The 26,173-nt window shown below is 59.9% G+C and carries 20 protein-coding genes and 2 pseudogenes; 9 read left to right on the forward strand and 13 right to left on the reverse strand.

Going from position 1 to position 26,173, the window contains the following annotated elements; genetic code table 11:
- Nucleotides 1–21: 21 nt before the first annotated feature.
- From HHL24_RS29555 to HHL24_RS29570, 4 genes and pseudogenes are all read left to right on the forward strand, one after another.
- Nucleotides 22–1,707, forward strand: coding sequence for a dipeptide ABC transporter ATP-binding protein (locus HHL24_RS29555; RefSeq protein ID WP_169488877.1), 1,686 nt, complete (start codon nt 22–24; stop codon nt 1,705–1,707).
- Between the two features lie 88 nt (nt 1,708–1,795).
- On the forward strand, nt 1,796–3,295 hold the full coding sequence (locus HHL24_RS29560) for an N-acyl-D-amino-acid deacylase family protein (RefSeq protein ID WP_169488878.1): 1,500 nt from the start codon (nt 1,796–1,798) through the stop codon (nt 3,293–3,295).
- Nucleotides 3,296–3,298: 3 nt separating this feature from the next.
- Nucleotides 3,299–5,536, forward strand: a complete 2,238-nt coding sequence (locus HHL24_RS29565) for a N,N-dimethylformamidase beta subunit family domain-containing protein (protein WP_169488879.1) — start codon at nt 3,299–3,301, stop codon at nt 5,534–5,536.
- Between the two features lie 191 nt (nt 5,537–5,727).
- Nucleotides 5,728–6,479: pseudogene (locus HHL24_RS29570) on the forward strand (IS6 family transposase).
- A 269-nt stretch (nt 6,480–6,748) separates the two neighbouring features.
- On the opposite strand, the gene HHL24_RS29575 reads toward HHL24_RS29570, so the two are convergent.
- The 5 genes from HHL24_RS29575 to HHL24_RS29595 form a co-directional block, all read right to left on the reverse strand.
- Nucleotides 6,749–8,143: a hypothetical protein gene (locus HHL24_RS29575; RefSeq protein WP_169488880.1), complete on the reverse strand. Its 1,395-nt coding sequence runs from the start codon at nt 8,141–8,143 to the stop codon at nt 6,749–6,751.
- Entirely contained in the window at nt 8,100–8,960 is an 861-nt protein-coding gene (locus tag HHL24_RS29580) for a glycosyltransferase family 9 protein (protein WP_230417621.1), read from the reverse strand. Before HHL24_RS29580 ends, HHL24_RS29575 begins: the two co-directional genes overlap by 44 nt.
- 89 nt (nt 8,961–9,049) lie before the next feature.
- Nucleotides 9,050–10,006 carry a glycosyltransferase family 9 protein gene (locus tag HHL24_RS29585; protein ID WP_230417619.1) on the reverse strand — a complete coding sequence of 319 codons (957 nt, stop codon included), beginning with the start codon at nt 10,004–10,006 and terminating at the stop codon, nt 9,050–9,052.
- Nucleotides 10,007–10,128: 122 nt separating this feature from the next.
- The gene (gene bamA / locus HHL24_RS29590; protein WP_169488882.1) at nt 10,129–12,444 is read right to left on the reverse strand and encodes an outer membrane protein assembly factor BamA; all 2,316 of its coding nucleotides are present in this window, start codon (nt 12,442–12,444) and stop codon (nt 10,129–10,131) included.
- 99 nt (nt 12,445–12,543) lie between these two features.
- Nucleotides 12,544–12,942: a hypothetical protein gene (locus tag HHL24_RS29595; protein ID WP_169488883.1), complete on the reverse strand. Its 399-nt coding sequence runs from the start codon at nt 12,940–12,942 to the stop codon at nt 12,544–12,546.
- A 580-nt stretch (nt 12,943–13,522) separates the two neighbouring features.
- Between HHL24_RS29595 and HHL24_RS29600 the strand changes: the two are divergent.
- Nucleotides 13,523–13,600 (forward strand): annotated as a pseudogene (locus HHL24_RS29600) (HU family DNA-binding protein); the annotation flags it as partial.
- Nucleotides 13,601–13,694: 94 nt separating this feature from the next.
- A complete protein-coding gene (locus HHL24_RS29605) occupies nt 13,695–14,135 on the forward strand; it encodes an SET domain-containing protein (RefSeq protein ID WP_169488884.1) in 441 nt (146 codons plus the stop codon).
- Nucleotides 14,136–14,177: 42 nt separating this feature from the next.
- Here the strand turns inward: HHL24_RS29605 and HHL24_RS29610 are convergent, their stop codons facing one another.
- The 6 genes from HHL24_RS29610 to HHL24_RS29635 all read right to left on the reverse strand — a co-directional run bounded on the left by HHL24_RS29610 (nt 14,178) and on the right by HHL24_RS29635 (nt 20,348).
- Nucleotides 14,178–14,951 carry a hypothetical protein gene (locus HHL24_RS29610; protein WP_169488885.1) on the reverse strand — a complete coding sequence of 258 codons (774 nt, stop codon included), beginning with the start codon at nt 14,949–14,951 and terminating at the stop codon, nt 14,178–14,180.
- Between the two features lie 10 nt (nt 14,952–14,961).
- Nucleotides 14,962–15,828, reverse strand: a complete 867-nt coding sequence (locus tag HHL24_RS29615; RefSeq protein WP_169488886.1) for a DUF2092 domain-containing protein — start codon at nt 15,826–15,828, stop codon at nt 14,962–14,964.
- A 47-nt stretch (nt 15,829–15,875) separates the two neighbouring features.
- Nucleotides 15,876–16,172: a hypothetical protein gene (locus HHL24_RS29620; RefSeq protein WP_169488887.1), complete on the reverse strand. Its 297-nt coding sequence runs from the start codon at nt 16,170–16,172 to the stop codon at nt 15,876–15,878.
- Between the two features lie 115 nt (nt 16,173–16,287).
- A complete protein-coding gene (locus HHL24_RS29625) occupies nt 16,288–16,854 on the reverse strand; it encodes a lipid-binding SYLF domain-containing protein (RefSeq protein WP_169488888.1) in 567 nt (188 codons plus the stop codon).
- Nucleotides 16,855–17,063: 209 nt separating this feature from the next.
- Nucleotides 17,064–17,762 (reverse strand): potassium channel family protein, encoded by a 699-nt coding sequence (locus HHL24_RS29630; RefSeq protein ID WP_169488889.1) that lies wholly within the window; start codon nt 17,760–17,762, stop codon nt 17,064–17,066.
- A gap of 51 nt (nt 17,763–17,813) precedes the next feature.
- Nucleotides 17,814–20,348 (reverse strand): hypothetical protein, encoded by a 2,535-nt coding sequence (locus HHL24_RS29635; protein ID WP_169488890.1) that lies wholly within the window; start codon nt 20,346–20,348, stop codon nt 17,814–17,816.
- Nucleotides 20,349–20,589: 241 nt separating this feature from the next.
- Between HHL24_RS29635 and HHL24_RS29640 the strand changes: the two genes are divergently transcribed.
- Nucleotides 20,590–21,351, forward strand: a complete 762-nt coding sequence (locus HHL24_RS29640; protein WP_169488891.1) for a bestrophin-like domain — start codon at nt 20,590–20,592, stop codon at nt 21,349–21,351.
- A 107-nt stretch (nt 21,352–21,458) separates the two neighbouring features.
- Here HHL24_RS29640 and HHL24_RS29645 read toward each other — a convergent pair whose 3' ends face one another.
- A complete protein-coding gene (locus HHL24_RS29645; RefSeq protein WP_329606764.1) occupies nt 21,459–22,430 on the reverse strand; it encodes a transporter in 972 nt (323 codons plus the stop codon).
- Nucleotides 22,431–22,644: 214 nt separating this feature from the next.
- Here HHL24_RS29645 and HHL24_RS29650 point away from each other — a divergent pair, with 214 nt between their 5' ends.
- The gene (locus tag HHL24_RS29650) at nt 22,645–22,929 is read left to right on the forward strand and encodes a hypothetical protein (RefSeq protein ID WP_169488892.1); all 285 of its coding nucleotides are present in this window, start codon (nt 22,645–22,647) and stop codon (nt 22,927–22,929) included.
- 29 nt (nt 22,930–22,958) lie between these two features.
- Here the strand turns inward: HHL24_RS29650 and HHL24_RS29655 are convergent, their stop codons facing one another.
- Nucleotides 22,959–24,101: a patatin-like phospholipase family protein gene (locus tag HHL24_RS29655; RefSeq protein ID WP_230417620.1), complete on the reverse strand. Its 1,143-nt coding sequence runs from the start codon at nt 24,099–24,101 to the stop codon at nt 22,959–22,961.
- An 859-nt stretch (nt 24,102–24,960) separates the two neighbouring features.
- Between HHL24_RS29655 and HHL24_RS29660 the strand changes: the two genes are divergently transcribed.
- The gene (locus tag HHL24_RS29660) at nt 24,961–26,172 is read left to right on the forward strand and encodes a sensor histidine kinase (RefSeq protein WP_169488893.1); all 1,212 of its coding nucleotides are present in this window, start codon (nt 24,961–24,963) and stop codon (nt 26,170–26,172) included.
- The last annotated feature ends 1 nt before the right edge of the window (nt 26,173 follow it).

The following is a 26,173-nucleotide window of genomic DNA, read 5'->3' on the forward strand; positions in this document are numbered from 1 at the left end:
CCACCGACCACTCATAAATCAATGACGACGTCTCCTGCTCCATTGCCACTTGGGTCATCCAGCGCAGCACATGCGAAAGGTGTCCGTCCGGTGCTCTCAGTACAGAAACTGACTATCCACGCTGGCCAGGGTGCCGCGCGGTTGCCCGTGGTTCGCGATATCTCGTTTGACGTGGAGGAGGGCGAGACCGTGTGCGTCGTTGGCGAATCCGGTTCCGGCAAATCGGTCACCTCCTTTGCAATCATGGGCCTTTTGCCCAAGGGGGTCCTGACACCGACGGCCGGCCACATTCTGATTGATGGCGAGGACGTACTGAGCGCCGGTGAGGCGCGCATGCGCGAGCTACGTGCCTCGCGTGTGGCCATGGTATTCCAGGAGCCAATGACCGCGCTCAACCCGGTTCAGCGCGTGGGACACCAGATCGATGACGTGCTGCGCCTGCACACGCGCGCCTCGCCCAGCGAGCGCCGGGTTCAGGTGCTGGCCATGCTGAAGTCCGTGCACCTGCCCGACATCGAGCGCATCTACGATTGCTTCCCTCACCAGTTGTCCGGCGGACAGCGCCAGCGCATCGTAATCGCCATGGCGCTTATCCTCAAACCGCGCCTCTTGATCTGCGACGAACCGACCACCGCGCTGGACGTCACCACGCAAAAGCAGATTCTCGCCCTGATTCGCGAGCTGCAGCAATACCAGAAAACGGCCGTGGTGTTCATCACCCATGACTTCGGGGTGGTTTCGGACATCGCCGACCGCATCGTGGTGTTGAATCGTGGCGCGCTGGTGGAAACCGGCAGCCGCGAGCGCATATTAGTCAATCCAGGTCACGAGTACACGCGCATGCTGGTGTCCTCGGTCCCCAGCCTGATCCCCCGACACCGCGCACTACCGAATGCCGAGAACATGCTAGAAGTGGTTAGTCTGGGAAAGGTCTATGAGGAAAAGCGCCTGCTGGGCGCGTCTCGTAAAGTGACTGCCGTCAAAGGCGTTACTTTCGCGCTGCGGCGCGGCGAAGTGCTGGGGGTGGTCGGTGAATCCGGTTCCGGCAAGTCCACGGTGGCGCGGTGCGTGGTTAAGCTAATCGAACCCAGCGATGGCGCCGTGCTGCTCAATGGGATCGACCTGACCCGCGTACCCGCCAGCCGGATGCGGCCGCTGCGCCAACGCGTGCAGTTCGTGTTTCAGGACCCCTACCGCTCGCTCAACCCTCGCCGTAGCGTGGGTGATTCGCTGATTGAAGGACTGGTCAATTTCGGTACGCCGCGCGCCAAGGCGTTGGAGACCGCGGCCCATGCCCTGAGCCTGGTGGGGCTCACTGCGGACGTGATGCAGCGCTACCCGCACCAATTCTCGGGCGGGCAGCGCCAGCGCCTGTGCATTGCGCGGGCCGTGGTGATGGAGCCCGATGTGCTGGTTGCCGACGAAGCGGTTTCTGCACTGGACGTTTCGGTGCAGGCCCAGGTATTGACATTGCTCGAGGATATCCGGCAGCGCACCGGGGTGGCGATCCTGTTCATCACCCATGACTTGCGCGTGGCGGCCCAGATCTGCAACACCATCGTCGTCATGCGGCGCGGCGAAGTGGTCGAAGCCGGCGATGCGGTCTCGGTTCTGAGCGATCCGCAACACGAATACACTCGCGCGCTCATCGACGCCGCACCGGGACGCAAGTGGGATTTCCAGAACTTCTGCCCGGCGGCGGCTTGACCGATCGTCGTCACGCGTTCATGAAGACAGGCATTGCGGCATGCCCACTGTATAGACCGATTGATAAATTCAATACAAAGGAATCCTGATGAGTGATTGTTACGATGTCGTGATCCGCAATGGGGTCATTGTCGACGGGACGGGCGCCGCCCGCTATGACGGTGATGTGGGTATCAGAGGCGATCGTATTGTGCGCATCGGCAATTTGCATGGGGCCAGCGCAACAACAGAGATCGACGCGTCGGGCCTTGCGGTTGCACCAGGCTTTATCGATGCGCATACGCACGATGACCGCCTGATGCTATCCGGGGGCGATATGGTGCCAAAAGTCAGCCAGGGCATCACTACCGTGGTGGGCGGCAATTGCGGCGTTTCGCTGGCACCGATGCCGCGGCCGATTCCCGATCCGGTCACGCCGCCGCTTAACCTGCTTGATGAAAGCGGATCGTGGTTTCGGTTCGCCAGCTTTGCTGAATATCTGGATGCGTTGCGTGCTCAGCCCGCTGCGACGAATTGCGCCATGCTGGTCGGTCACTCGACCTTGCGTGTCGCTACCATGGACGATCTCTCCATACCGGCAAATCCAGATGAAATTGCTTCCATGCGCGCGCTGGTCGACGAAGCCATGCGCGCCGGCGCGATTGGCGTGTCAACAGGATTGTTCTACGAACCTTCGATAGCGTCACCCACGGAAGAGGTGATTGAAATATGCCAGCCGCTGCGCGAGTACGGCGGGGTGTATTGCACGCACATGCGGAACGAGGGGGATCAGGTCATGGAGTCACTGCTTGAAACTTTTCGCATCGGCCGCGAAGTTGGGGTACCAGTCGTTATCTCGCATCATAAGGTGGTCGGTATCAAAAATTACGGGCGCTCCGCTGAAACACTGAAGCTAATTGCCGAGAACATGGAAAAGCAGGAAATTTGTCTGGATTGCTATCCATATCCGGCGTCTTCGACCATTTTGTCCGCACATCGCGCACGCAACGCGACCCGAGTGACCGTCACATGGTCTAAAAGTCTGCCCCAATACGCCGGCACGGATCTGACGGACATCGTTGCGGAGCTCGGTGGTACGCAGGAGGAAGTGATCGACCGTCTGCTGCCAGCCGGCGCGGTTTACCACATGATGGACGAGCGGGATGTGCAGCGCATTCTGGCGTTCGACCAGACCATGATCGGCTCCGATGGTTTGCCGCACGACGAGTCTCCGCACCCGCGTCTTTGGGGAAGTTTTCCGCGTGTTCTCGGACACTACGGACGGTCATTGGGCCTGTTTTCCCTTGAGACCGCCATCCATAAGATGACCGGACTGACAGCCAGGAATTTTGGGCTCGCAGGCCGTGGTGTGGTGCAGGAGGGCGCCTTCGCTGACCTGACCATTTTTAATCCAGAAACGGTTGATGATGCAGCGTCATTTGCCAAACCGATTGCGCCGGCCAAAGGCATTCATATAGTGCTTGTCAACGGCGTCGTTGTGTGGCGTGACGGCGGCCCAAGCGGAGCACGGCCGGGCCACGTGCTAAGGCGCGAGCGCATGCCATCTACCGAGCCTTACACCGTCCCTGCAAACATGGTCAATGAGTAAGGCATGGACTCGAATCTGAATAATTTGCCCGCTATTATCGGCTACGTCACGCCTTTTAGCGGGAGGCCTGGGGACACTTTGTCCTTCAAGATCAGCTCGCAGGGCGACCGCGACTTCAGTGCCGCCGTCGCGCGTATCGACTGTTGCGATCCGAATCCGGAAGGGCCCCGAATGAAGCTCGTGCCAGTGGATTTCGCACTGCAAGCCCACTATGCGGGCTCCGAACAGCCGGTATTTTCGGGCTCCTGCGCTGTGGGTCCATTGCCGTCGCTCGATGGGGTGCAACAACTCGTAGTCGAGTTGATTGTGCAGCCGACCCTGATAAGTGATCAGATGCAAACCCTGCTGTCTTTGCAGAACGAAAGCGGGTCGCGGGGATTGGCCATCGGGCTGCGCGGTGGACAACTCATCTTCCAGGGTCTCGCTAGCCAGTCAATAGGCGTGGACATCGCAACCGGCCTCGACATACCTTTGCGGCGCTGGACTCGGTTGCGCATCGTACTGGACGAACAGCAGAACGCGTCGATAGAGGCCAGTCAGGCCGGCCTTCGTGAAGCTCCGCGCACTGCACAACTGCGGGTTGCCATGCACAACTGCGCAACGGATGCCTCCGTCGACCGTATATGCCTGGCCGCGATTTGGCGGGGTCATCCAGAACACGCCTTCAATGGCCTGCTCGAAGCACCGGCTTTGTTCGTGGCGGATGACGAATCTTCCGGCGGCTGCACTGCTGCGCTGCGCGCAATCGCGCGCTGGGATTTCTCCCAGTTCATCGATCAGCAATGGGTACCTGACAGCGTGGACAATTCACGACGGCTGGCGTTGGTCAATTTGCCAGGGCGTGGGGTGCGCTCGTCAAAGTGGACGGGCCTTCATATGGACTGGAAAACAGCTCCCGACGAATACGCCGCCATCTATTTTCACGCCGATGACCTGCTCGACTGCGAATGGAAAACCAGCGTCGAGCTACGTATTCCGGAAGGGACGCCATCCGGCGTATACGGGCTGACGGTGCGTAACGGTATCGGCGCCGATACCATCCCCTTTTATGTAACACCTGGCCCTGCCGGGCCGCGCGCACGGATTCTGTTTCTGGCCCCGACGCTGACATACGTGGCCTACGCCAATTATGTCCGCGGCAACTTCGCCGGGGCGTTGGCGGACCGCGTCGAACAGTGGAACGCTTACCCCAACCACCCCGACGTCTTCACCGCCTATGGCGCATCCACCTATAACCGTCACCCCGATGGCTCCGGCATCAGCATCTCCTCGCGCCTGCGTCCAATTCTGACCATGCGCCCTGGATTCATGACCTTCTGCGACGAGCGCGGGTCGGGCATGCGCCATTTTCCGGCCGATTCGCACCTGACTGACTGGCTGCATGAAAAAGGATACGCTTTCGACGTCATCACCGACGAGGATCTCGATGATCAAGGTGTGGCGGCGCTCGCCGGTTATGACGTCGTTCTGACTGGTTCGCATCCGGAGTATTACACCCGCCGCATGCTTGAGGCGGTACTGAGCTACCGGGCCGCGGGCGGTAATTTAATGTATTTGGGCGGTAACGGTTTCTACTGGAAGATTGCACGCACTCCTGAGCTACCTCACGCGATTGAAATCCGGCGCGCTGAAGGCGGCCTTCGCCCATGGGCCAGCGAACCTGGCGAGTACTATAACCAGCTCGATGGCGAATATGGCGGACTCTGGCGGCGTAACGGCATCCCGCCACAGAGCGTCGCTGGCGTAGGGTTCACCGTGCAGGGCGCGTTTGAAGGGAGCTACTACACTCGCACGCCGGCATCGTTCCGCCACGACCTTGCCTGGCTATTCGAGGGCGTGGCGGCCGGCCCAGGTGAGCGGCTCGGCGATTTCGGACTGTCTGGCGGCGGTGCGGCTGGATTTGAGCTGGATCAGGCATCGATTCAGTTGGGTACGCCTGACTACGTATCGATCATAGCCGTCTCCGAGGCGCACGGCCCAACGTTCAAGATAGCGCCCGAAGAAATTCTGACGTGGCTTCTGCCAGCCGACCCGGCACGCGAATACGAAGGTATGCGGGCGCACATGATTTACGGTGTCTCACCCAATGGCGGAGGCCTGTTCGCGGTGGGGTCCATCAGCTTTCTGGGCAGTCTGTCCCATAACCGCTATGACAACGATATATCCCGAATCCTGGAAAACTGCCTGAACCGGTTTTGCGGCGCCCCCGCGGCGGTGCGCCGCAGCCCGAGTGAGGGCTGACCGGCGGATAGCGAGCAACGTTCGTCGCGCGATTGGGCATCCCCGTGATTTGAGTGCAGATCACGAATGGGCGACACTTTTCGCGCTGCGCGTTGCCTTGCGCAACGGTTCGGTCTATGTCGCGCACAGCTTCGATTTCGGTATTGTCACGTTGATGGCGGGTTGAGGCAGACGCGGCGACAATTGCGGGCATGAAACGAACCACTTTGCCGCAGCGAGCGCCGGCCACCGACACCATTTCCTACGCCGGCTACCGGTTTCCGCCCGATGTGATCAGCTACGCGGTTTGGCTGTACTACCGTTTTCCGCTAAGCCTGCGCATGGTCGAGGAACTACTGGGCGCCCGTGGCATCGATCTGACCTACGAGACAGTGCGACGCTGGTCGGTAAAGTTCGGGCTGGGCATTGCCCGGCGTATCCGGTCCACCGCTCTGGCGCGAGGCGACAAGTGGCACCTCGATGAAATGGTCGTCTCGATCAATGGCAGGAAGCACTGGCTGTGGCGTGCGATGGACCAGCATGGCGCGGCGCTCGACGTGCTGGTGCAAAGCCGGCGCGACCGGCACGCGGCCCGGCGCCTGATGCGCAAGCTGCTCAGGAAACGTGGGTGCGCGCCGCGTGTACTTGTCACCGACAAGCTCAGGAGCTACGCGGCGGCGAACCGGGATCTGGGGCTCAATGTCGAACATCGCCAACACAAGGGGCTGAACAACCGGGCGGAAAACTCGCACCAGCCGACACGGGTGCGCGAGAAGGTGATGCGCCGCTGCAAATCAGCGCGTCACGTGCAACGTTCGCTTCGGTCCACGACCAGATTGCCAATCTCTTCATGCATTGCCGTTACCACACTGACGCAGGGCAAAAGCGGACGCTACGCACCCAGGCCTTCGAGGCGTGGGAAAGCGTGACGGGCGCTCCGTTGCTGGAGCGACTCGCCGCTTAAATTAGGCATATTTACATACGGTGCGTTCGAGCGCGTTGCGTTCTACAACTTGACAATACCTTCAGAAGTCCACACCCGCTTGAGTTCCGGGTACGGACTTTTTTGTGCGCCAACAATAGTTGTCGAGCCAATCGTCGACTTTTGCAAGTTTTCTGGCGTGCCGCGTTGCAATGGACACTGCCGGGCGATCAGATCATCCCGGCCAGTCTGGCCGCGCCGATCAGAAGCCGTCGTAGGTGAGCGATCCGGTCATGGTGTGCTCGCTCCCGTCATCCGTCGTGGGCAGAATTCGCGGAACGTTTCGGCGAGCACAACCGACGTACCGACTCCGTCAGGCGCCAGAACGGCGAACGCTGCAGCCGGGCAAGTTGTTGCCTCACTTCTCCTAAAGCCGCCCGCGTTGCCGCAAGTTCGCCTGCCAGCACTGTGTCAAACCCCGCGCCGTCGATCAGCGCGACATCCACGATACGTGTAGCCCGATGAAGAGGAACCTGCGTCTGCGGCCAGTTCGCCTGTGCACCGAAGGCCAATACCTGTGTGGCCTGCGCGAGTTTGCTAGTCCAGAGCGAAAATGTATCAGGATGGACAGCGCCGCTGCGCACCATCTCCTTGCCGAAATGCATGGCTTCAAGATGGATTTTCAATCCTTCCGACGCGTCGAACCCACAATGACGATCGTCCCCGCTCGCTTGACGCGCGCTTGCGAACGATGGCGCAAGTCCCGTTAGATCGGCTACCCAGCGTTCGGCGGCCTGCGTATAAGCGGGCGACCTGGCGGCGAGGTCGCAATCAAAGATCGCATGTGCGTGGGTTGCGGCATGCTGCAACGTAAGGAGCCAATGCCCAAGAAAAGCGCGATACGCAGCGGCGGGCGCAACATTCACAGCATGTTGCTTGAAAAAATCGAGGGTTGGTCCAAATGTTTCTTCTCCAGGCCCCGGCGATACCTCCGGCAGATCGACCTGTAGTGCGTCGAGCATCCTGCTAACCATCGGCGTATGTTTGTTCAATGCCAGAACGGCAAACGGCACAGCCACAAAATGCGGGTTTCCGTGCCTGGCGAGCAAATCCCAACATGAGCGCCACTGAGAAATCGGGTTTTTCTCGACCACGATGTGTACGGCGTCCGGGAAGGTGCTGCGGAACCATTGCAGTCGACCTAGCGATCGACAGAACTTGAAGACAGGCACCCCGCCTTGCTCATGAGCCGCGCCGATCAGGTCGCGTAGATAGGCCTCAAGCCGGTCAGCCCCGTCCGGAGTTTGTCCCGTGAAGCGATCGATTGAAAAGCGCTCCTCGTAGCCGGGGATACCCCGTCCACCAGGTCCAAGCAGATGAGCGAATTCGGCGAAATACGGTTTCTCCAGTTTCGGATGGCCCGAATGCCAACTGTCGGCCGTACTCGTCGCCAGATTTACCGAGTCGATCGTCGACAACATCTCGTGCAAGGGTTCATAGTAGGCGGTGACTTCGTTGAGGTGGCGAAAGCACGACCATAGCCACGTGCCCGCCGTTCTGTATCCGGCATGCAAGAACACCGCTTTGGTTTCTGGCGTCATCGAGCGTAACGTAAGTTGAATTTCGGTAAGTGGTTGCAAATCCTCGCGCCGGGGAATCGCTTTATAGCTGACCTGACCCGGGTTTTTCCGTTGTGTTGCCGTCATCTCGTACCATGCGCTGAAACGCCGACAATACTCGCGCGCACGTGAGTGTCTGACGCCAGAATTTCTCCTTGAGCCGCGCGGTGGGAACCCATTGCCAGGGCAAAACCACGTTGACCGTTCCCCACGCCGGGCGCCAGCGTTCAGATACGCGGCGGCGCCGGAACAGACTGATCGTCGGAATGCTGAGACTTGACGCGAGATGCCCGACGCCGGAGTCGTTTCCGATAAACCAGCCGGATTCGTATAGCCAACATGCCAGGTCGTGAGGGTTGTTAAATTCAGGCGCGGGGATGCCCCATCTTTCCAGTTCGAGCCAGCGCTCGCGTTCGTGGGGTGCAATCACGAAGTGCACGTCGTAGCCGCGCCGACGCAAATTGTGGGCTAATTTCACGAAGCGTCGCGATAGCCAGCGTTTGTCTTCGGTGCTGGCCTCGGGATGAATCGCGATCCGGCGAATGTATTGGCGGTGTCGTAGCGTGGGCGGAGGCGTCATTCCGTTATACAGACCGACATTCGAAAGCCCGAGTTCGTCACGGCAAAAGTCAGCGAAGCGTTCGGCCATACATCCCGAGCGGTCCCCGAATACGACCTTATCCAGATCAAGGACACAAGGGTGGGCTTCCGTCAGGCGTGGCATCGGCTGATTCCGATGCATCTGCAAAACAGTGTGATACGGCACTAGCCTTGCCCGGGTATCCGCCTCGTCCGGCAACGGTTGAATCGTGACGTCGGGGAACCAGTGTCGCAATGCATGAGCTGGGCGCCCGAATACCGTGACATCAATGCCGTTTCTTAAAAGATTGTGCACGATCACCATCAACACCAGGGTGTCGCCAATTGCGTTCGACATGACCACTGCAATACGTCTGGGTCCGTCTCCGGTCATGCTGGGGAAGGGTAGCGAATTCATGCGAGATTGGCGCGTAGTTGCTCGAATGCCTGGGTCACTTTGCCGACGGACAACAGGTATTTCCAGTAGCGCTCCTTCAGACGTCCCGTGGGCAGGTAAGCGCCACCAATCAACACCCGTCCGGTTCCCCAGTCGGGGCGCCACGTACGCGCGATGCCGCGGCGCATGAACAATGAGACGGTCGGAATCTGCAGGTTTGACGCAAGATGGCCGATTCCTGAATCGTTACCGATGAACCACCCGCACTCGAAAAGCCACGCGGCGACGTGATCAAGCGAAGACAGATCGGGCAGTGAGATACCTGAACGCTCGACGTGCTTCCAGTCCGCACGCTCGTGAGATGCAACCACAAATTGCGGGCTGAAACCCTGGTCGCGCAGCTCCACGCCCAGTTGAATGAAGCGTGACGCTAGCCAGCGTTTGTCCACAGTGCTTGCCGTCGGGTGAATGGCGACGCGAAGCGGGTATTTACGATGCAGAAGTCCTGGCGGCGGCGTAAGGCCGTTACTTTTTCCGGCATTCAGCAGACCGAGCTCATTGCGACAGAATAGTGCAAGTCTGTCTGCCATCGATTCTGAAGAACGGGCGCGACAGATGTGATCGAGCAGGATCACACCAGGATGCAAACGGTCCAGTCCGGCAAACGGCCTATTGCCGTGCATCTGGATGACCGTATCAAAGCAGTGCAGTTTCTCTGCAAGATGATCTTCGCGCAACGCTGCCCGTATTTCGATACCTGGAAACCAACCGCGCAAAGCATGCGCATGTTGGCCAAACACGGTAGTTGCGATACCGTTTTTCTGGAGATTTCGCGCAACCGTCATCATCAACAGCGAGTCACCCACTGCCGGTGAAAGGATCAGGGCCACACGAGATACTGGCTGGGTTGCCTGCCACATAGATGCATCCGATTGGCGCACTTCCAACGGTTGGCGAAGCGCTTGCCAGGTCATGAACGAGTACCGCTCGCTGAATTGAATGCAGTCTAGATTCAGCGCACGTTACTTGAGTTACAACGTCTGCTACCGGGGCTTACTCCCGCTGCACCCGATGATCGGCAGCGCGATTGCAGGCGTTAGAACGAAGTCCCAATCTGGAACTGGAATTTCTGGTACTGGTCGCCGGCGTGCTTCACGATCGGCAGACCCAGGTCAAGCTTCAGCGGACCAATCGGGGAAATCCATTCGAGACCCGCACCATAGCTGTAGCGCAAGCCGTTGGCGCCGACGCTATTGCCTTCCGTGCCCCAGACGTTACCGCCATCGACAAAAGTGAAGACGCGCAGCGTGCGGTCGTAGCCCGTGCCCGGCAGCGGGAAGGTGAGTTCCAGATTGCCGACGATCATCTTCGAACCGCCGATCGGGTCGCCCGTCGTTGCATCGCGCGGACCCAGCGAGCTCGGCTCATAGCCCCGCACGGACCCGATACCGCCCGCATAGTAGTTCTTGAAGATCGGGTAAGGATCGCCGCCGAGACCATTACCGTAGCCGCCCTGGAAGTTCAGGCCGAGCACGAAACCGCGCGCGAAGGAGTAGTAGTACTGGGCCTGCACATCGGTCTTGTAGTAGTTGGTCCGGGCGAGCGGTGTGCCGTATTCGGCGTTGAATTGCGTGAAGTAACCGCGGCTCGGAACCAGCGCGCTGTCGCGGTTATCGCGCGACCAGCCCACGGTGACCGGCACGTTATTCGACACACGGCCGAACGAGTTGACGTAGTCGATATAGCTTTTCGGCGTGGTCGCGTCGACGTCCAGGCGGTTCTGTTCAATGCCCATGCCGAAGTACACCATATCCGATTCGGAAAACGGAATGCCGAACTTCAGGTCGGCGCCCATCGTGATGACACGGAAGCTCGTGTCGGTCGCGCTCGAGTAATACAGCGGCTCGCTTGTCCGGTAGTAGACGTCGGTAATGCGCTTGATGCCGTCTACCGTGAAGTAGGGGTCGACCTGCGTGACCGTCAGCGTACGGAATGTCGTGGCGGTATTCACGTTCAGCGCGAGGCTCGTGCCCGAGCCGAACACGTTGTCTTGCGACACACCCGCCGAAATGATCGGGCCTTCGCCGGAACCGTAACCGAGACCCAGCGAGATCGTGCCAGTCGGCTTTTCCGTGACCTTCACGTCGATGTCGACCTGGTCTGGTGTGCCTTCAACTGGCACGGTCGTCACGTCGACATCGGTGAAGTAGCCAAGCCGGTTGATACGGTCCTTCGACAGCGCAAGGCGGTTCGAGTCGAACCACGAGCTTTCCATCTGACGCATTTCGCGGCGGATCACTTCGTCACGCGTGCGTGTGTTGCCAGTGACGTTGATCGAGCGCACATAGACGCGGCGGCTCGGGTCCACTTGCAGCGTCAGGTCGACCGTGTGGTGTTCCTGATCGATCTGCGGTTGCGCGTTGACGGTGGCGAACGCATAGCCGTACTCGCCGAGCTTGTCGACGACGGCCTTGGTGGCGTCCTTCAGCTTTTGAGCCGAGAAACGATCACCTGCTTTGATCTTGACGAGCTTCGAAAGCTCAGCCTCGCGATTCAGCAGGTTACCTGCCAGACGGATGCCGGAGATCGTGTAAGGCTCGCCCTCGTGAATCACGAGCGTCAGATACATGTCCTTCTTGTCGGGCGACAGCGACACCTGGGTCGATTCGATGTTGAACTCGAGGTAGCCGCGGTCCAGGTAGTACGAGCGGATCTTCTCGAGGTCGTCGGCGAGCTTGTCTTTCGAATACAGGTCGTTCTTCGTGTACCACGAGAACCAGTTTGGCGTGGACAACTCCATTTCATCGTGCAGTTCGCGGTCGCTAAAGACCTTGTTGCCGATAAAGTTGACCTGGCGGATCTTCGCGCTCGGACCCTCGATGACCGAGAACAGAAGACCCACGCGATTGCGATCGATCGGCGTGACGGTGGTCGTCACTTCAGCCGCGTAGTAACCGCGCGTCAGGTATTGCCGCTTGAGCTCCTGCTGCGCGCGATCGACGAGCGCCTTGTCATAGTAGCGGCCCAGCGACAGCCCCACTGCGTTCAAAGCCTTGGTCAGGTTGTCCTTGTCGAATTCGTGGATGCCGGCGAAGTCGATCGTGCCGACCGCCGGACGCTCCTGCAACTGCACGACGACGACGTCGCCTTCGGTCGAAATCTCGACGTCGTTGAAGAAGCCCGTGGCATAGAGCGCGCGGATTGCGTCCGACGCCTTCTGAGCGGTGAACGTATCGCCCTGCTTGATGGGCAGATACGAGAAAACCGTATTGGGCTCGATGCGTTGCAAGCCTTCGAGCCGGATATCGCGCACCACGAACGAGTCTGCGGCGAAACCCGACGCTGCTGTCACGCTCAGGCCAGTAAATGTTAGCGCCCGGGCGCTGCGGGTCAATAGCGTTTCAAAGTTCATACAGACAGGAGGGATGCACAAAAGGGAGGGCGCAGACGCATCTTGGGCTTACGCCTGCCTTGCGCAGCGAGGGTCAACGGGGTGTAAGTGCGAGACGCACTATTGAAGTTTGCTGCAAGATGCGTCCTTTACTCTGGTAAGCCCCGTCACGAGCGAAAGCACTTCAGTCATGTGGCGCGCTTCAGAGCGATGCATTCGAAACGACAGTTCGGCACCACCTGGCAGACGAAATGTCAGGACCAGATGAGTGGATTCGTCTTTGTCTCCGCCGATCGCCCATGCCTCGCACGGCATGGCGAATTTCATGTCGTCCTTTTTCCGGCGAACACGTTGTGACCAGCCGATAGCATTGGAAAGCGCTGCCAGGAGTTCGTGCATGACCGAGTAATGCAAGGCAATCACTTCGGGCTGGTTGCCTTTGAACATCAGGTATTGGCCGTCCGCGGTCAGTTCAAACGAGTTCAGAGAATGAATCTCTAATGCGACTGGCGATGACATGTGGCGCTCCCGGACTACGTTGAGTGCGGATTGTAGGGGAGTAGGATCGGTTTTCCGTTACGTGATGTTTACCGATTCTTCGCTGGGAAAGTTGAAATGGATGATGAGAAAACAAAACGTTTTCGACGTGAAGCATATGGAAAGCACAACTTAAGTTACACGTCATGTAAATGGCAGCTTTGTAAGGCCGTCGATGTCCATGCCGGCTCGACTTACAAGTCGGCAATTCGAGCCGCACCTGCAACTGGTTGCGGGTTTCACTCAGGCGCAAGCGGGATGTGAAGAGGCGAGTTAGCGCGGGCGCGCAGGAGCGGTTCTGGAATTTTGAAAAGCGCGATCACTAGCGCTGTTTTTGTCGATGTATCGTACGGATTGCAGATTAAATGGCCGTGATACTTAATGGCGCGGTGCGCCATCGTGATGGTGTTCGAACCAGCGCGGGTCATCGGCAGTGGTGTTGCAGGTCGATCATCGTGTAGGCGAGGGTCTTGAATGCGTAAGAGACCGGGCTCAGACGCTCAAAGCGAAGCGGCAGGTGCCGGACCTTGTCCTCTAACGCAAACATTACAATCGTGCGCGGGACACCGTCCAGCTCATCGGTTTCGGGTCGTTTTCGACGGGCGCACGCGCTGCGCGGATCGGCCGCAACCCGGCGACCCGGCGCCGAACTGGCTACGGTGCTCACGCACGAAACAGTGGATGCGGAAATTTGACGCTTCTATACTGATGCGAATATCAGTCGAGGGAACAACATGCGGCGTGTGATCGTCCGGCGGTCTTCAGTTCACGGTAAGGGCGTGTTTGCGATGCGACCGCTTGCAGCGGGCGAGCGCGTGCTTGAATACAAGGGTGAAATCACCGAGTGGCGCGATGCCGTTCGCCGACACCGGCGTGAAGGCGTGGCAGGACACACGTTCCTGTTTGGCCTGTCGGATGGGCGCGTGATCGACGGCAGCCGCGGCGGCAATAGCGCTCGGTGGCTCAACCACGCATGCGCGCCAAACTGCGAAACCATTGAAGACGGCGATCGCATTTTCATCCACGCGCTCCGGCCTATCGAGGCCGGTGAAGAACTGTTTATTGAATATTTGCTGGCTACTGACGATCCTCTGGATGAAAACGTTCGGGCGCAGTACGCGTGTCGGTGCGCCGCGGCGGACTGTCGTCACTCGATGCTTGCCGACTCAGCATGAACACGGGGGAGGCGCTTTGCGGCTGCTGAGCGCCCTGCAGTGTCACGGCGCTGGCACGACGCGGTAATAAACCCCGTTGGCGCCGTACGCGGGTTGGAACCACGTATTACCGCACAGATAGTAGGTCGCGCCGTGAACGCTCGGCGAGATACAGCCTGCGGGCAGCACTGCGTAGATCGCCCCCATCGCGAAACCTGCATTGCCCGCGCTGCCTGCCGCTCCGGCGGCCACGCCGGCGTTGTACGCATTCGAGGTCGCCGCCGCTGTGTTGGCGGAGGCGATCGCAGCGCCGGCCGCGACGCCGACTACTGCGCCCGCCGCGGCGGCGCCTGCAGTGGACCAACCTCCGCAGTTGTAGCATCCGGACCCGTAATTGTTCACAGTGACCGGGGGATGGTAGGCGGGGTATTGCGCGCCATAGTAGGCGCTGTGGTAAGCCGTCGCCCCCGAGGCGCTGGTGTAGGTCGTGTATCCGGATCCCGTGGCATGGTATGCGCTCCCGCCATAGCCATTACTTGCAGACGTGCCCTGGCCGTACGTGTGGGTCGCACTCCCGCCGTACGGATTGGTCGCGGTTGTCTGGCCCGAGCCTTCCTGATGGGTGGCTGTGTCGCCATAGCGGCCCGTCGCGGTCGTGCCCTGTCCATAGGTGTGCGTTTCGCTGCCGCCGGCATAGTCGGTGCGCGTCGTCGACCCCGAGCCGGGAGCGTGATAGGTGCCGCCCCCGTAGGCATTCGCATGCGACCACGCGCCGACATGCGCCGGGACGAGCGCCGGGATGAGCAGAGCCACCAGACGGATGACGTCGTTTTTCATGTGCGTCTCCTCACTGGGTTTTTTGATGCAGGACCTTCGGAGGCGGCTTCATGCCCGGTGCATCCGTGGCGTCCGGACGCGCAAAAGCGATGCGCGCCGCGCCGCTCGCATCCGCGGCGGTAAAAGCGTCAGCCGGCACAGCGATATCCAACTGCCAGTTCGACAATTCCAGCACATGACGCAGTTGCGCCCGATCGTTGAGGTAGATGGCGTAAATGCGGCGCGGCAGCTTGTCTTCTGCGCCGATCCATATCTGGATGAACACACCGTTGGTGACGTACGCCACCATGTCCGTGGTCGTGCCGGCAACCACATTCGATTGACCGATGTAGAAAGCGGTCGTCAAACCGTCGGCGATGTCTTTGTACGGATCCGCGACGATCACATCGCTGAACGGAAAATAGATCGCACCGGAAACGAAGGCGGCCTGCAGCGCAGCGTCGATGGTGGGCGGCGCATCGGCGACGGCGACGAGTTTCTCCACGGGCGCGTAGGCCGTCATGGTCTTGCCGTCGTAGTAGAAGTCGGAAGGCGGCCCGTCGCCGAGCGTGACGACCTTGAGCTTGTCGGGCCGCTGCATCGTGACCTCCGATCGGGTGGAGTAGACGAGCGGGAGACCGAGACGACTGGGGCTTTCATACGAGACGACGGCGGTGAACGACATCGAGTGGGCGGCAGCGAGACGGGCACACGCTTGCTTGAGAATATCGACGGCGTGTGGCTCGAGGCCCGGCTTGAATGCGGGCGCAACGTTCTTCGCGACCGGCTTCGCTGCTGCTTTCGATGTAGGGTGCGCTTGTTGGGCATAGCCGCCCGCAGTCAGCGCCAGGCCGAGCACGATGACCGCAATGCGCCTGAACAGTTTCGCGTGGGTCATCGGAGCCTCGCCGAGTCTGACTAGTGACAGAATGCGTCCAGCGGCAATCACGGGATCATGCCGCATTCGAACAGCTTGTTGGCGATCGGCGCGGCAACTTTATCGATGAACGCCGCACGCATCTGGGGATCGTCATGCAGCAACTGCACGGCTTGCTGTTCCCGCTCGGACTTGGGCTGAGCATTTTTATGCGCGCGTTCCTGCCATAACTGCTCACAGCTCGATCCCTGGTACTTCTGAACGACTTTGCCTGCGACCATGTCGAGAACCGGATATTGTGCAATGGCCGCAGTGGCGGTCAAAGCTACCAGAACAATCGCCAACCATCCAAGACGCCTGGCCATGGTAATGCCCTCGCTCCGTTACATTGACGTTGCGGCCTTTCAACGAGGACCGCAATACGAAACCAGGCTCCTCACGCGCAACGTTCAACTTGCGCGATGGGAGCCGCACGCTGGATCACGGCGTGTATTTGGAGATCTTTTGCCCTTGCACGCCAAGACCAGCCATCAATCCTTGCTGGCCGTAGATGAACGCATATACGTCGGATTTCAGGGTCGTGGTGGTCATCGACTTGCCCATTCCCGCGTCCACGACCACTACGCTCGGGCCCATGCCGACCGACCATCCGTCGCTGCTATTGAGGTATTCGATCGCTGAGTCGCTCATCAGGAACATCGCTTCCGAGAACGTCTGGCCGCCGGCCTGCAGCCCGTAAGAGACCGCGCGCGCGGTGTAGTACCCCATGACCGATCCGTCAGGCGCGAACATCACGCCCTTGCCACCTTGCGCTCCGGCAATGAATCCGACTTTCAGAATATCGGGGAACACCAGAACGGCTTTAGCCGCTTGCATAAGCTGCTGGGTCCGCGGTGCGCTGCCGGCCAGTTGTTGTAGCGACGCGCGTGCTTTCGCTTCGAGGTCCGGGTCGGTTCCGGGCGTTGCACCAGCCTGCTGTTGCGTCGAACAGGAAACCGCCACAAGCAGCATGGGAATAGCGAGGATAAGCCGAAGGTACTTGAACATGTTCGTGCTCCATTCAGGGAAATGACGTCACGGTGTGAACGCGGTTTGCGCGTCGGATCGTTCGCGGCTTGAAAAGACTGTGATCGTGCTGACCCTGCCGGTTGCAGGACGCTTTGATTGGAATAAATAGTGGTGGTGCGGCCACGTAAAGACAATTGGACCTTGGTCCAATATCGTTTCGCGGTGTCCCCGTACGCAACGGCGAAGACTTACGACGATGACGTTCTGGAGTCATCGTCGGCGACGTGCAGCGACACGAGGCGCGCGAGCACGATGGCGGGATAAAGCTGTCCGATCAGTGCCTCGAGAATCGCGAAAGATCTTGCAATGTGAGCGACTGGCGTGATGTCGCCATAGCCTACCGTCGTGAGTGTCACAAAGCTGAAGTAGATCCAGGTCGCGCGGTCGCCTTGAGCGTTCCCGCGCGCAATGCCTGCATAAGCGGCGGGTAGGTGGCTGTTGACGAGCTGGTAGGCCTCGGCCCACACGACGCCGATCAATATGTAGAGTGCGACCGCTCCGAGGATCCGGTCGAAGGTCGCACGGCCGGTGCCGAATACCTTGATGCCGACAACCACGCCAAGAATGGCCAGCGACAGAAGCGCCGTGACGTCGAGCAGGCCGGGTATCGTGTCCAGCGGGAACAGCCATGACGTGCAGCGAATCGAGATGGCTACGCCGGCGGCCAGCGCGACGACAATGTAGGCCCTGCGATGGTCCGATACCGCCGCGATGCCGCTTAGCAGGATCAACGACAGCAGTACGTCTCGCGCGGTCCGCACGTAGAGGTCGTCCGGAGCAACCGCGAACGGTACGACGAACACGTCGAGCACGAGCAGGCATAGGAGCAGCGCCATGCTGCCGATGCGCAAGGCTCCGGTGCGATCATGTCGCCGCCGCAATCTCATCACTGCTCCTGGTTTGCCGCAGGCCGTGCGCGCTTATAGCGAGCGCCGCCGCTAGCGGCGGAACCCTCCACCTCCACCGCCGCCCCGCGCGGCCATGCCGTTGCCTGCGGTGCGCCCGGCGCCTGCGGGTTGGGCGTAACGTTGGCTCTGTGCTGCGCCTCGCTGCCGGTTCTGCATTTCCTGATTAAGATCGGCGGAGGAGGGCTGCGCGCTGGCCCGGTTGATTCCACCGGTGGCCCGTTGAGGTTGGGCGCTGGGCGTCGCCGTTGGACGTGCCTGCTGGGTGGCCTGGGTGGTTTGCTGTGGCGCCCGCACGTTATTGGGCTGGGGCGCAGCGGGGCGCGGCTGCTGATAGTTCGGGTTATTTTTCGCCGCGGTCGCCGTGTTGGTGGATTGAGTGTTTGTGGCGCGTGTCGGCTGGGTGTTCCGGGCGCTCTGCTGAGCCGCAGCCGCGTTCGCCGTGCCGGTCGTTTGCCGCGTTTGCGTGCTGGCCGGTTTTTGCGCAGCCGACTGCGACACCGATTGAGACGTCGGTTTGTTCACCGTGGACCACGAGCCGTTGTCGTATTTCTGCCAACTGCCGCCGGTGTTCTTGTAGACGTTCCCGTCTCGCCCTGCATACAGATCGCCGTTGGCGGTTTTGCCCGCAACCGCGCGGCCGTTGGCCGTGCTGCCCGCGACGGCTTTGCCGCCCGCGGAATTTTGATAGCTACCAACCGTGCCATTCGCAGTGGTGGTGTGTTGCGTCGCAGCCCACTGATTGCCCTTCGTTACGACCGAACTGCCCCATTGGCCGTACGCGTTCGATCCCTGATGGCTTGCCGCATAGGCGCCGGTATATGGGTTGTAGGCCTGTGCGACGCTCGCGCTGCCGTACCGTCCTGAGGCCGTCGCGCCGCGTGCGTAGGTGCCCGTATAAGGGTTGTACGAAGCGCCCCATCTTGCGCTGCCAGCCGGACCATAGACGCCGCCGCGTACGCCGCTCGCACCCGTATAGGGGTTATAGACCGGATAACCATAGGGCGCGGGACGCGGATAGTAAACCGGATACGGCCCGTAGCCGATGCGTACGTACGGCGGATAGTAATAGCCGTTGCCTTGCGCGACGATCGCACCGATCGCGGCGCCCGCAATGAACATGCCGAGATATCCGGCGGTATAGCTCGCCTGAACGGTGCCGCCCGGCACTACCTGTTGGGTCACGTAAGTCACGTTGTAAACAGGCGAGGCCGGCGGGATCGTATAAATCACTTGCGGCACGGAAGTGCTGGCGGCCCACGGTCCGCTGGGCGATGGCGAGTCGAACCATACACCGCGTGAGCAGAGGTAGTAGTGGTTCTGGACCTTGATGATCTTGTCCGGGGTATTGGTCGCATAAGCGAGCGGCGTGCCTTCGATCGGTGCGAACTGCGGCTCGCCGGTGTATGCCACCTTGATTTCTGCCGCCGCTGCGACAGGGTTTACCTCGACGGTCGTCGGAATCTGCGCGAGTAGCACGGCGTCGTTCGCCTCGGGCGTGCCTGGTACCGAAGCGAGTACACGCGAGGCTGGGCTATCGCGGGGAATTCTGGCGAAATCGGCGGGCAGCTGGTCGGTCGCGTAAGTCCATGGACCGCTGGGCGCGGGCGATGAAAACCAGCGGCCGGCCGTCAGATAGTAATAAGTCTTCGTCGGCGTATAGACGAATACATCGCTGTCCGTGTTTTTCGCGAATACCAGCGCGGTTCCGGGAATCGTGCTGTAGACCGGTTGGCCGTCGAAGCTGATCAGCTCGGCGGGCGTGCTGCTATAGAACACCGCCGGGGCTTTCCCGGCTCGCTTTGCCGGCGCCGGGATAAAAGGTTTCAGGTCCGCCCAGGTGGGATCGGCGGACACTTTCGTCATCTTCGCGGGGAGCGTTTTGATTTCTGCCCAGCCCGTTTTCATGTCCGTCGACGTCATCCACGAACCGCCGGTGAACAGATAATACTGATGGGTGGCGTTGTCGACGAAGAGCGGCCAGCTCGCATTGACGACGAAGGCGATGTCCGAATCCTTGATTGGCGCCAGCACGGGATCGCCATCTACAAACAGCAGCAGCCCCGGGCCAAAGCTGACGAAAATGGCGGGCGGGTCGCTTTTGATCGCGACAGCCGGCGCCGCCTGTTTCTTGTCGATGCTGGCCACCAGCCGATCCATCGACAACGTCAGCGACGCCTGAGGATTGAGAAATTTTCGGACTACCTGATCGAGCTTCTGGGCCGTAGCCTCGTCCGCACCGGGGAACGATGTACCCGTGATTTGCGGATTGCTTATTCGGGCGTTGCGGCTGTCGATATCGACATCGGTGTGCGCTTGCATTGTGATCACGCCCACTTGTGGCCTGCCGCCGCGCAGCGTCACGCTCACCGCCATGCGACCGGTCAACTCTCTGAAGTCCTTCCAGTCGTCGATCTGAGGCTGGTAATAGGTGAGCGTTGCATCGTCGCGGACAAGCTCACGTGGCCAGCCGGGGTCGAGTGTGGCGGCGTGGTTTGTTTGCGCCGCCGCTAACGTGAGCGCTAGCGCCAGTGTCAACGTTCGCAGGTGTGGTTTGAAGGTCGACATGCTTTGCTCCTCGCCGGACAAAGGCGCTTGCGCCGTGCGATCGCAGCCGGGGACGGAGAACGAAATCGCAGTCACGGATCAGGCTTCTGCCTGTTGGGTTGTTTTTGCCCACCGAAGGCAGCTAAAACCATAAGTGCGCAGCGATGCGTGTGCAATTGGACCTTGGTCCAATTGCACACTGCAGTGCGGCGAGCAAGATGTCGAATCGCTACGTGCGTGACCAGAGACGGAGGACTGCAGGGTGAACCATCTCTTCGACGCGGCAATCGTATTCGCATGCGTTTTCGGCAGTGCGCTGCTCGGTTCGTATCTGCGCCGTGTGCTGCCACAGCACCATCTCAGCGATGAATCCACCGGTGTCGTCAAACTGGCGACCGGTCTCGTCGCAACCATGGCCGCCCTGGTGCTGGGCCTGCTGATTTCGTCGGCAAAAGGCTCTTTCGACACCATGAATACGGAGCTTTTGCATAGTGCTGCCGCTATCGTTCGCCTTGATCGCGTGTTGGCTCACTATGGTCCGGAGACGCAGGAGATTCGCAGCACGCTTAAACGCACAACCGAGGCCTCGGTCGCGGCGATGTCTTCCGGCGATCCTGCTCAATTGGCCAAACTGAGCAGCCCCGAAGCGGTTGCCCGCGGCGAAGCACTCCAGCGTCAAGTGGAGGAACTCTCGCCGCACACCGACCTCCAGCGTCAATTGCAGGCGCGGGCCCTGCAAATCGTCGACGATGTACTCGCCACGCGGTGGCTCGCGCTTCTTCAGCAAAGCGGCTCGATTCCCGTGCCGTTGCTGGTGGTCCTGGTGTCGTGGCTGGCGATCCTCTTCGGCACGTTCGGCCTGTTCGCGCCCCGCAACGGCACGACGATGACAGCGCTCGTGATGTGTGCGCTATCGACTTCCGGTGCGATCTTCCTGATCATGGAAATGAATACGCCACTCGGCGGAATAGTCAAAATATCCTTCGCACCGATGCGCGCGGCGCTCGATATTCTCGGGCATTAGGCATTAGGCATTAGGTACTAAGCCCTAGGAATTAGTCATTAGGCTTTAGGCATTAAGCACGGCGCTTCGCGCGAATCTGCTGCACAGGCTGCATGGCCCGATAGGGTTCAACGATTGAACCAGCGGTATTGAAGTGCGATCGAGATCGTCTGGAAATTACCGCCTACACGCGTCACCAGGCCACGCGACCATGCGAGCTTGGCGGACCATTTCGCAGCCAGTGGAACGGACAGCGTGACACCGTATCGCGCACTGAGTTGATAGTCCTGATCCTCGACACCGTTGACGCGGGTGCGTCCGCCCGTAAAGTACGTCACATCCGCGGCGAGCCATAGTCCGGGGCGCCAGGTGTAGCCCCCGTGCCATTGGAAGGTCGGCATCGGATCCTGGCTGCGCCGATGACCGCCGAAAAAATCGTCGTTGTCGGTAAAGAGCCACACGCCTGCCGCTGCGTCCATGAACCAGTTGCCGAATGGTTGGGAGAGCCCGACCTCAGGTTTGAACGACCAGCGGTTGGCGCCGATATTGATGAGACGGGCGGGCACGTACTGGCCCGTCGGCGCCACCATGCTCAGGCTGACGCCGAGGATCGTGCTGGGTGTGCGTCGCACGAATTCTTCCGGGGAGAGCGCCGGATCGCCGAGCAGGTTCGCCGCGACCCTGAAGTGCATATCGCCGAGACCTGAGCGGTATTGCTGCTGATAAATACCCTTCACGTCGCCATTCACATCCGCGTTCGCATAGGGCGCCGATACCGCGACACTCACGGTATGTCCCGCGACGCCGAAACTGTGCGAATACCCGAGCGTAAAGACGTTGATATGCGCCTGCACGTTGGTGATCGGCAACGACGGATCGAACGACACGTCGCCGCTCGATCGCGCGTAGTCGAACACCACGAAATTGGTGCCCACCGGCACGGCAGAATAGGCGCGTGGCTCCATCTCCTGCGCCTGAGTCGGAGGTGCGCACATCGAATACAGCAGCGCGGCGCCGAGCCACGCGAGTCGACGGCGCCGTGGCTGCGGGACGGTGCGGCTCGAATCGGTCGATGCATGCGGCATTGCGGTCAAGTCCACTTCACTCGTTACCTGATGTGCCCGGCGATACGTCGCGAGCCTGGCGCGCAAGCGTTGAGCCAACGCCCCCGCTGCGGAACCGTCTCCATGAGGCGGCTGAAATGCCACTGCTCGCAATAGGACTAAAGTCCAATAGGCATGCGAGCGGATGCGGCTAATCTGGAAGATGTGGCCCGCACAGCCGTGCCCGTGCCTGCTGCCTCAGGAGACGACCATGAAAGTGTTGCTCGTGTTGATAGCCTTTGCGCTGTCTTCCAGCGTATTTGCAGAGTGCACCACTAACGCGCGAGGTATGACTGAATGCAACAATGGGCAAGCGGCCGGCGGCTACAACCCGAACACCGGCAACGCATGGAAGGCGCAAAAGAATCAGAACGGTGTCACGACCACAACGACGAGCAAAGGCGGAGAGGCCAAGACCAAAAACGGTAAGGGTGTATATAAGAGTCCGAGCGGAAAGACCTGCTATCGCACGGCCAATGGTCAGGGTTGCAATTGAAGAGGTTTGAGCCTGTTTCTGATCGCCCGCTAGCCGGTCAGGTCGTAGACGTTAACGCCATTGCCCAGATCCGTCGCTTCCCGCCAGCGTGGATCTGAGAGCGACTTGTGTGCATCCCGGTATCCGAAGTCCCACAGTTCCATGACAGTGGCGCGTGAGAACTCGTAGTCCTTGAAGTTCGACGAACGTGTGTTATGCCGGTTGATGAAATGGACAAGAGCAACCGCGCCCCGCGTGCTGATCGCGTCGAGCTTCTGTACGTCAGGGTCGGTCTGGAAAGAATCGGGCAATTTGTCAAGCACGCGGCGCAGCGAATTGCGAAGTGCCTCGATCTCACTGATTCGCGTGGTATTGAAACGTGTCTTGCTGGCATATTGAATGTCCTTGCAACGCTCCTGCACGTCGCTGACGTTGGTAGGCAATGCCCCGGCGCCGCTAAATACGTCCACCTGCAGAATCAATGCACTCATTCTGAAGTCTTCGTCGAGCACGTACCAAAGCGGGGAGTTACACGCGATACCGCCGTCCCAATACCATTGGCCGGCTATCTGCACTGCGGGAAAACCCGGGGGCAGCGCGCCGCTTGCCATGACATGCTCGGGACCAATCTCGGTTTTAGTATTGTCGAAATAGACTGAGTTACCGCTCTGCACGTTGACCGCGCCGAGAGATAGGCGCACTGCATGCTGGTTGATCAATTCGAAGTCGACCAGTTCTTTAAGCGTCTGCCTGAGCGGATACGTGTCATACAGGCTGAGCGTTTCGATACTTGCCTGCGGCGCTGCAAACGGCCCCGTCGCGCGTGGTGTAAAAAAACCGGGCACGCCAAAGGCAACACTGGATGCCGCGCTCATGAAGTTCAGGAGCGGGCGCATGGGATCGAGCGATAGCGGTGGCATGAAAGGGGCGTGGGCCGATATGCGCTGCCAGAACTCGCGCAGGCGCTCCACACGTCGCTGCGCTGGATTCCCGGCGATCAGCGCGGCGTTGATCGCGCCAATCGACACGCCGGCAATCCAGTCGGGCGCAATTTCCGCTTCCGCGAGACCGGCGTAAACACCGGCCTGGTAAGCGCCGAGTGCGCCGCCGCCCTGTAAGACCATGACGGTGTGGTCGAATTTTCCCCAACTCGAGTGAGTGTCAGGATGGTTCGCTTCGCGTTCCTTGCGCATGAGCATCTCGCAATCGGATAAACGATTGTGCTGGCGACCTCAGCAGAACGTCCAGAACCGACGGTTGCCGCGGCAATGTTGTGTGAGGTATTGCGCTGTTGCCGAATGCTGTCCGGCGCGTTTGCGCACGGGGCCTCGCGTCTGTCACGCATGCTCAAGAAACGCAAACCGTCAGGTAATCAAATTTATCGTCAGTGAAGCACGTGGACAATTGGACTTTGGTCCCATTCGCTGGTGAACCGAAATACGTGTAAAGGAAATGCCTGAATTCCAGTTTACATGTTCAACTGTCCGTACTACGATTCATTTTGCCGGTTGGGAACGCTTCCAGGCTGTAACCGTTACCGGTGCGCTCGTTTCGATGCATCCACATGCAGAGCGTGTCTTCGTTAGTTCGTTAACTTTCTAATGAGACGATGAGCCTGCTGTTCAAGAGGCATAGTCTCGCGCCGATGTTCAGTACGACTTTTGGCAGCCAATCTCGCGGTGCCGAATCTTGAGAGGCCATTCGGTCATGAGCATCGTCATGCCTGTTATTGTCGTTTTTCAAGCAGCGATCATTCTAGGATTGCTGGTGTTCCGATTGCGCCACCGCGTATCCGCGCTGTTCAGCAGTGTTAATCCGCCAATTGGCCGAGCGAATTATCGCGAGTGGGGGATGTCTGGTGGACGCGCGGCGAATGCGGCACTGCTCGAATTGGCGGATAAAGCGGGTCTGCAAGAATCCTTAAATCAACCTTGTCAAGCGGAGCGTCTGCGTCCCGCGCATCTTTCCACCCCTCCCAAGGTTGCCGGCGCGCCAGACAGCGGTCTACCGGCGGCGCGCGTGAGACGGCGTTTTACGGATCGGCTCCGCACGATGGCGTCCGCGAGAATCGCGCGTAGGAAAACGTACGACGGCGCCGGGCGAGCGGTGCTCGCACACGATTCACCCACGGATGCCGACGAACACGAACAGGTGAGCGGTGAGCGCTATTTTCGTGAAGCACTGGCATTATTGCCGCTGGCGATTCTAATACTCGACGAGCGCGGCGTGATGGCAATGGTCAATCCGCAAGCGCAACGGCTCTTCGGCTACGAGCACGAGGAGTTGATCGGCAAGCCGGTGGAACTGCTGGTTCATGCGCTGCATTTCGACAGTCACACGCCGCGTTGGGACGACCCCGTAGCCATGCAGCAAGCGCGCGGCTTCTTGCCGCTGGATGATCTGCGCGCACGCCGTAAGGACGGCACGGAGTTTCGTGCTGAAGTCGACCTGAGTGCATTTCGCTTCGACGGTGAACACGTCACGCTCGCATTCGTCATCGACAAAACGGAGCGGTATGAGTTGCTGCGCCAGCGTCAGGATCTTGCGCATCTGACGCGCGTATCGACAATGGGGCAACTGGCTTCCTCGCTGGCGCATGAGTTGAATCAGCCGCTTACCGCGATACTCAGCAACGTGCAGGCTGCGCAGCGTTTCATGACTGCCGATCCGATCGACCTGGCCGAATTGCGCGACATTCTGAACGACATCGTCCAGGACGATTACCGGGCCAGCGAGGTGATCCGTCGCATTCGCGCAGTCGTCAAGAAGGGCGATCTCGATGTGATTCCTCTCGACCTCGCCAGCGTGGTGCGCGATGTGGTGGCGCTGGTGCACAGCGATGCGATCGTGCGCGGCACGCGCGTGACACTCGATATCGACGCGGCATTGCCGCCCGTGCGCGGCGACCGGGTTCAATTGCAGCAGGTCATGCTGAATTTGTTGCTGAATGCGTTCGACGCAATGAACGAAGTACCACCCGTCGACCGTATGGTGTGTGTTACGTTGAAACCGGCGGACCGAGGCATGGTATTGATCGCTGTTCGCGATCGGGGCCATGGATTGACCGCCGATAAGCTGGACAAGATATTCAAGCCGTTTTTTACATCAAAACCCCAAGGGCTCGGTTTGGGATTGTCGATCAGCCGTTCCATCATCGACATGCACCGCGGGCGACTATGGGCCGAAAACAACAACGATCGAGGCGCGACATTCTACGTGGCATTGCCGTCCGGCGATGCGACGCCGGAGGATAAGTCGCGATAAA

The sequence above is a fragment of the Paraburkholderia polaris genome, assembly GCF_012927345.1.
Taxonomy (GTDB): Bacteria; Pseudomonadota; Gammaproteobacteria; order Burkholderiales; family Burkholderiaceae; genus Paraburkholderia; species Paraburkholderia polaris.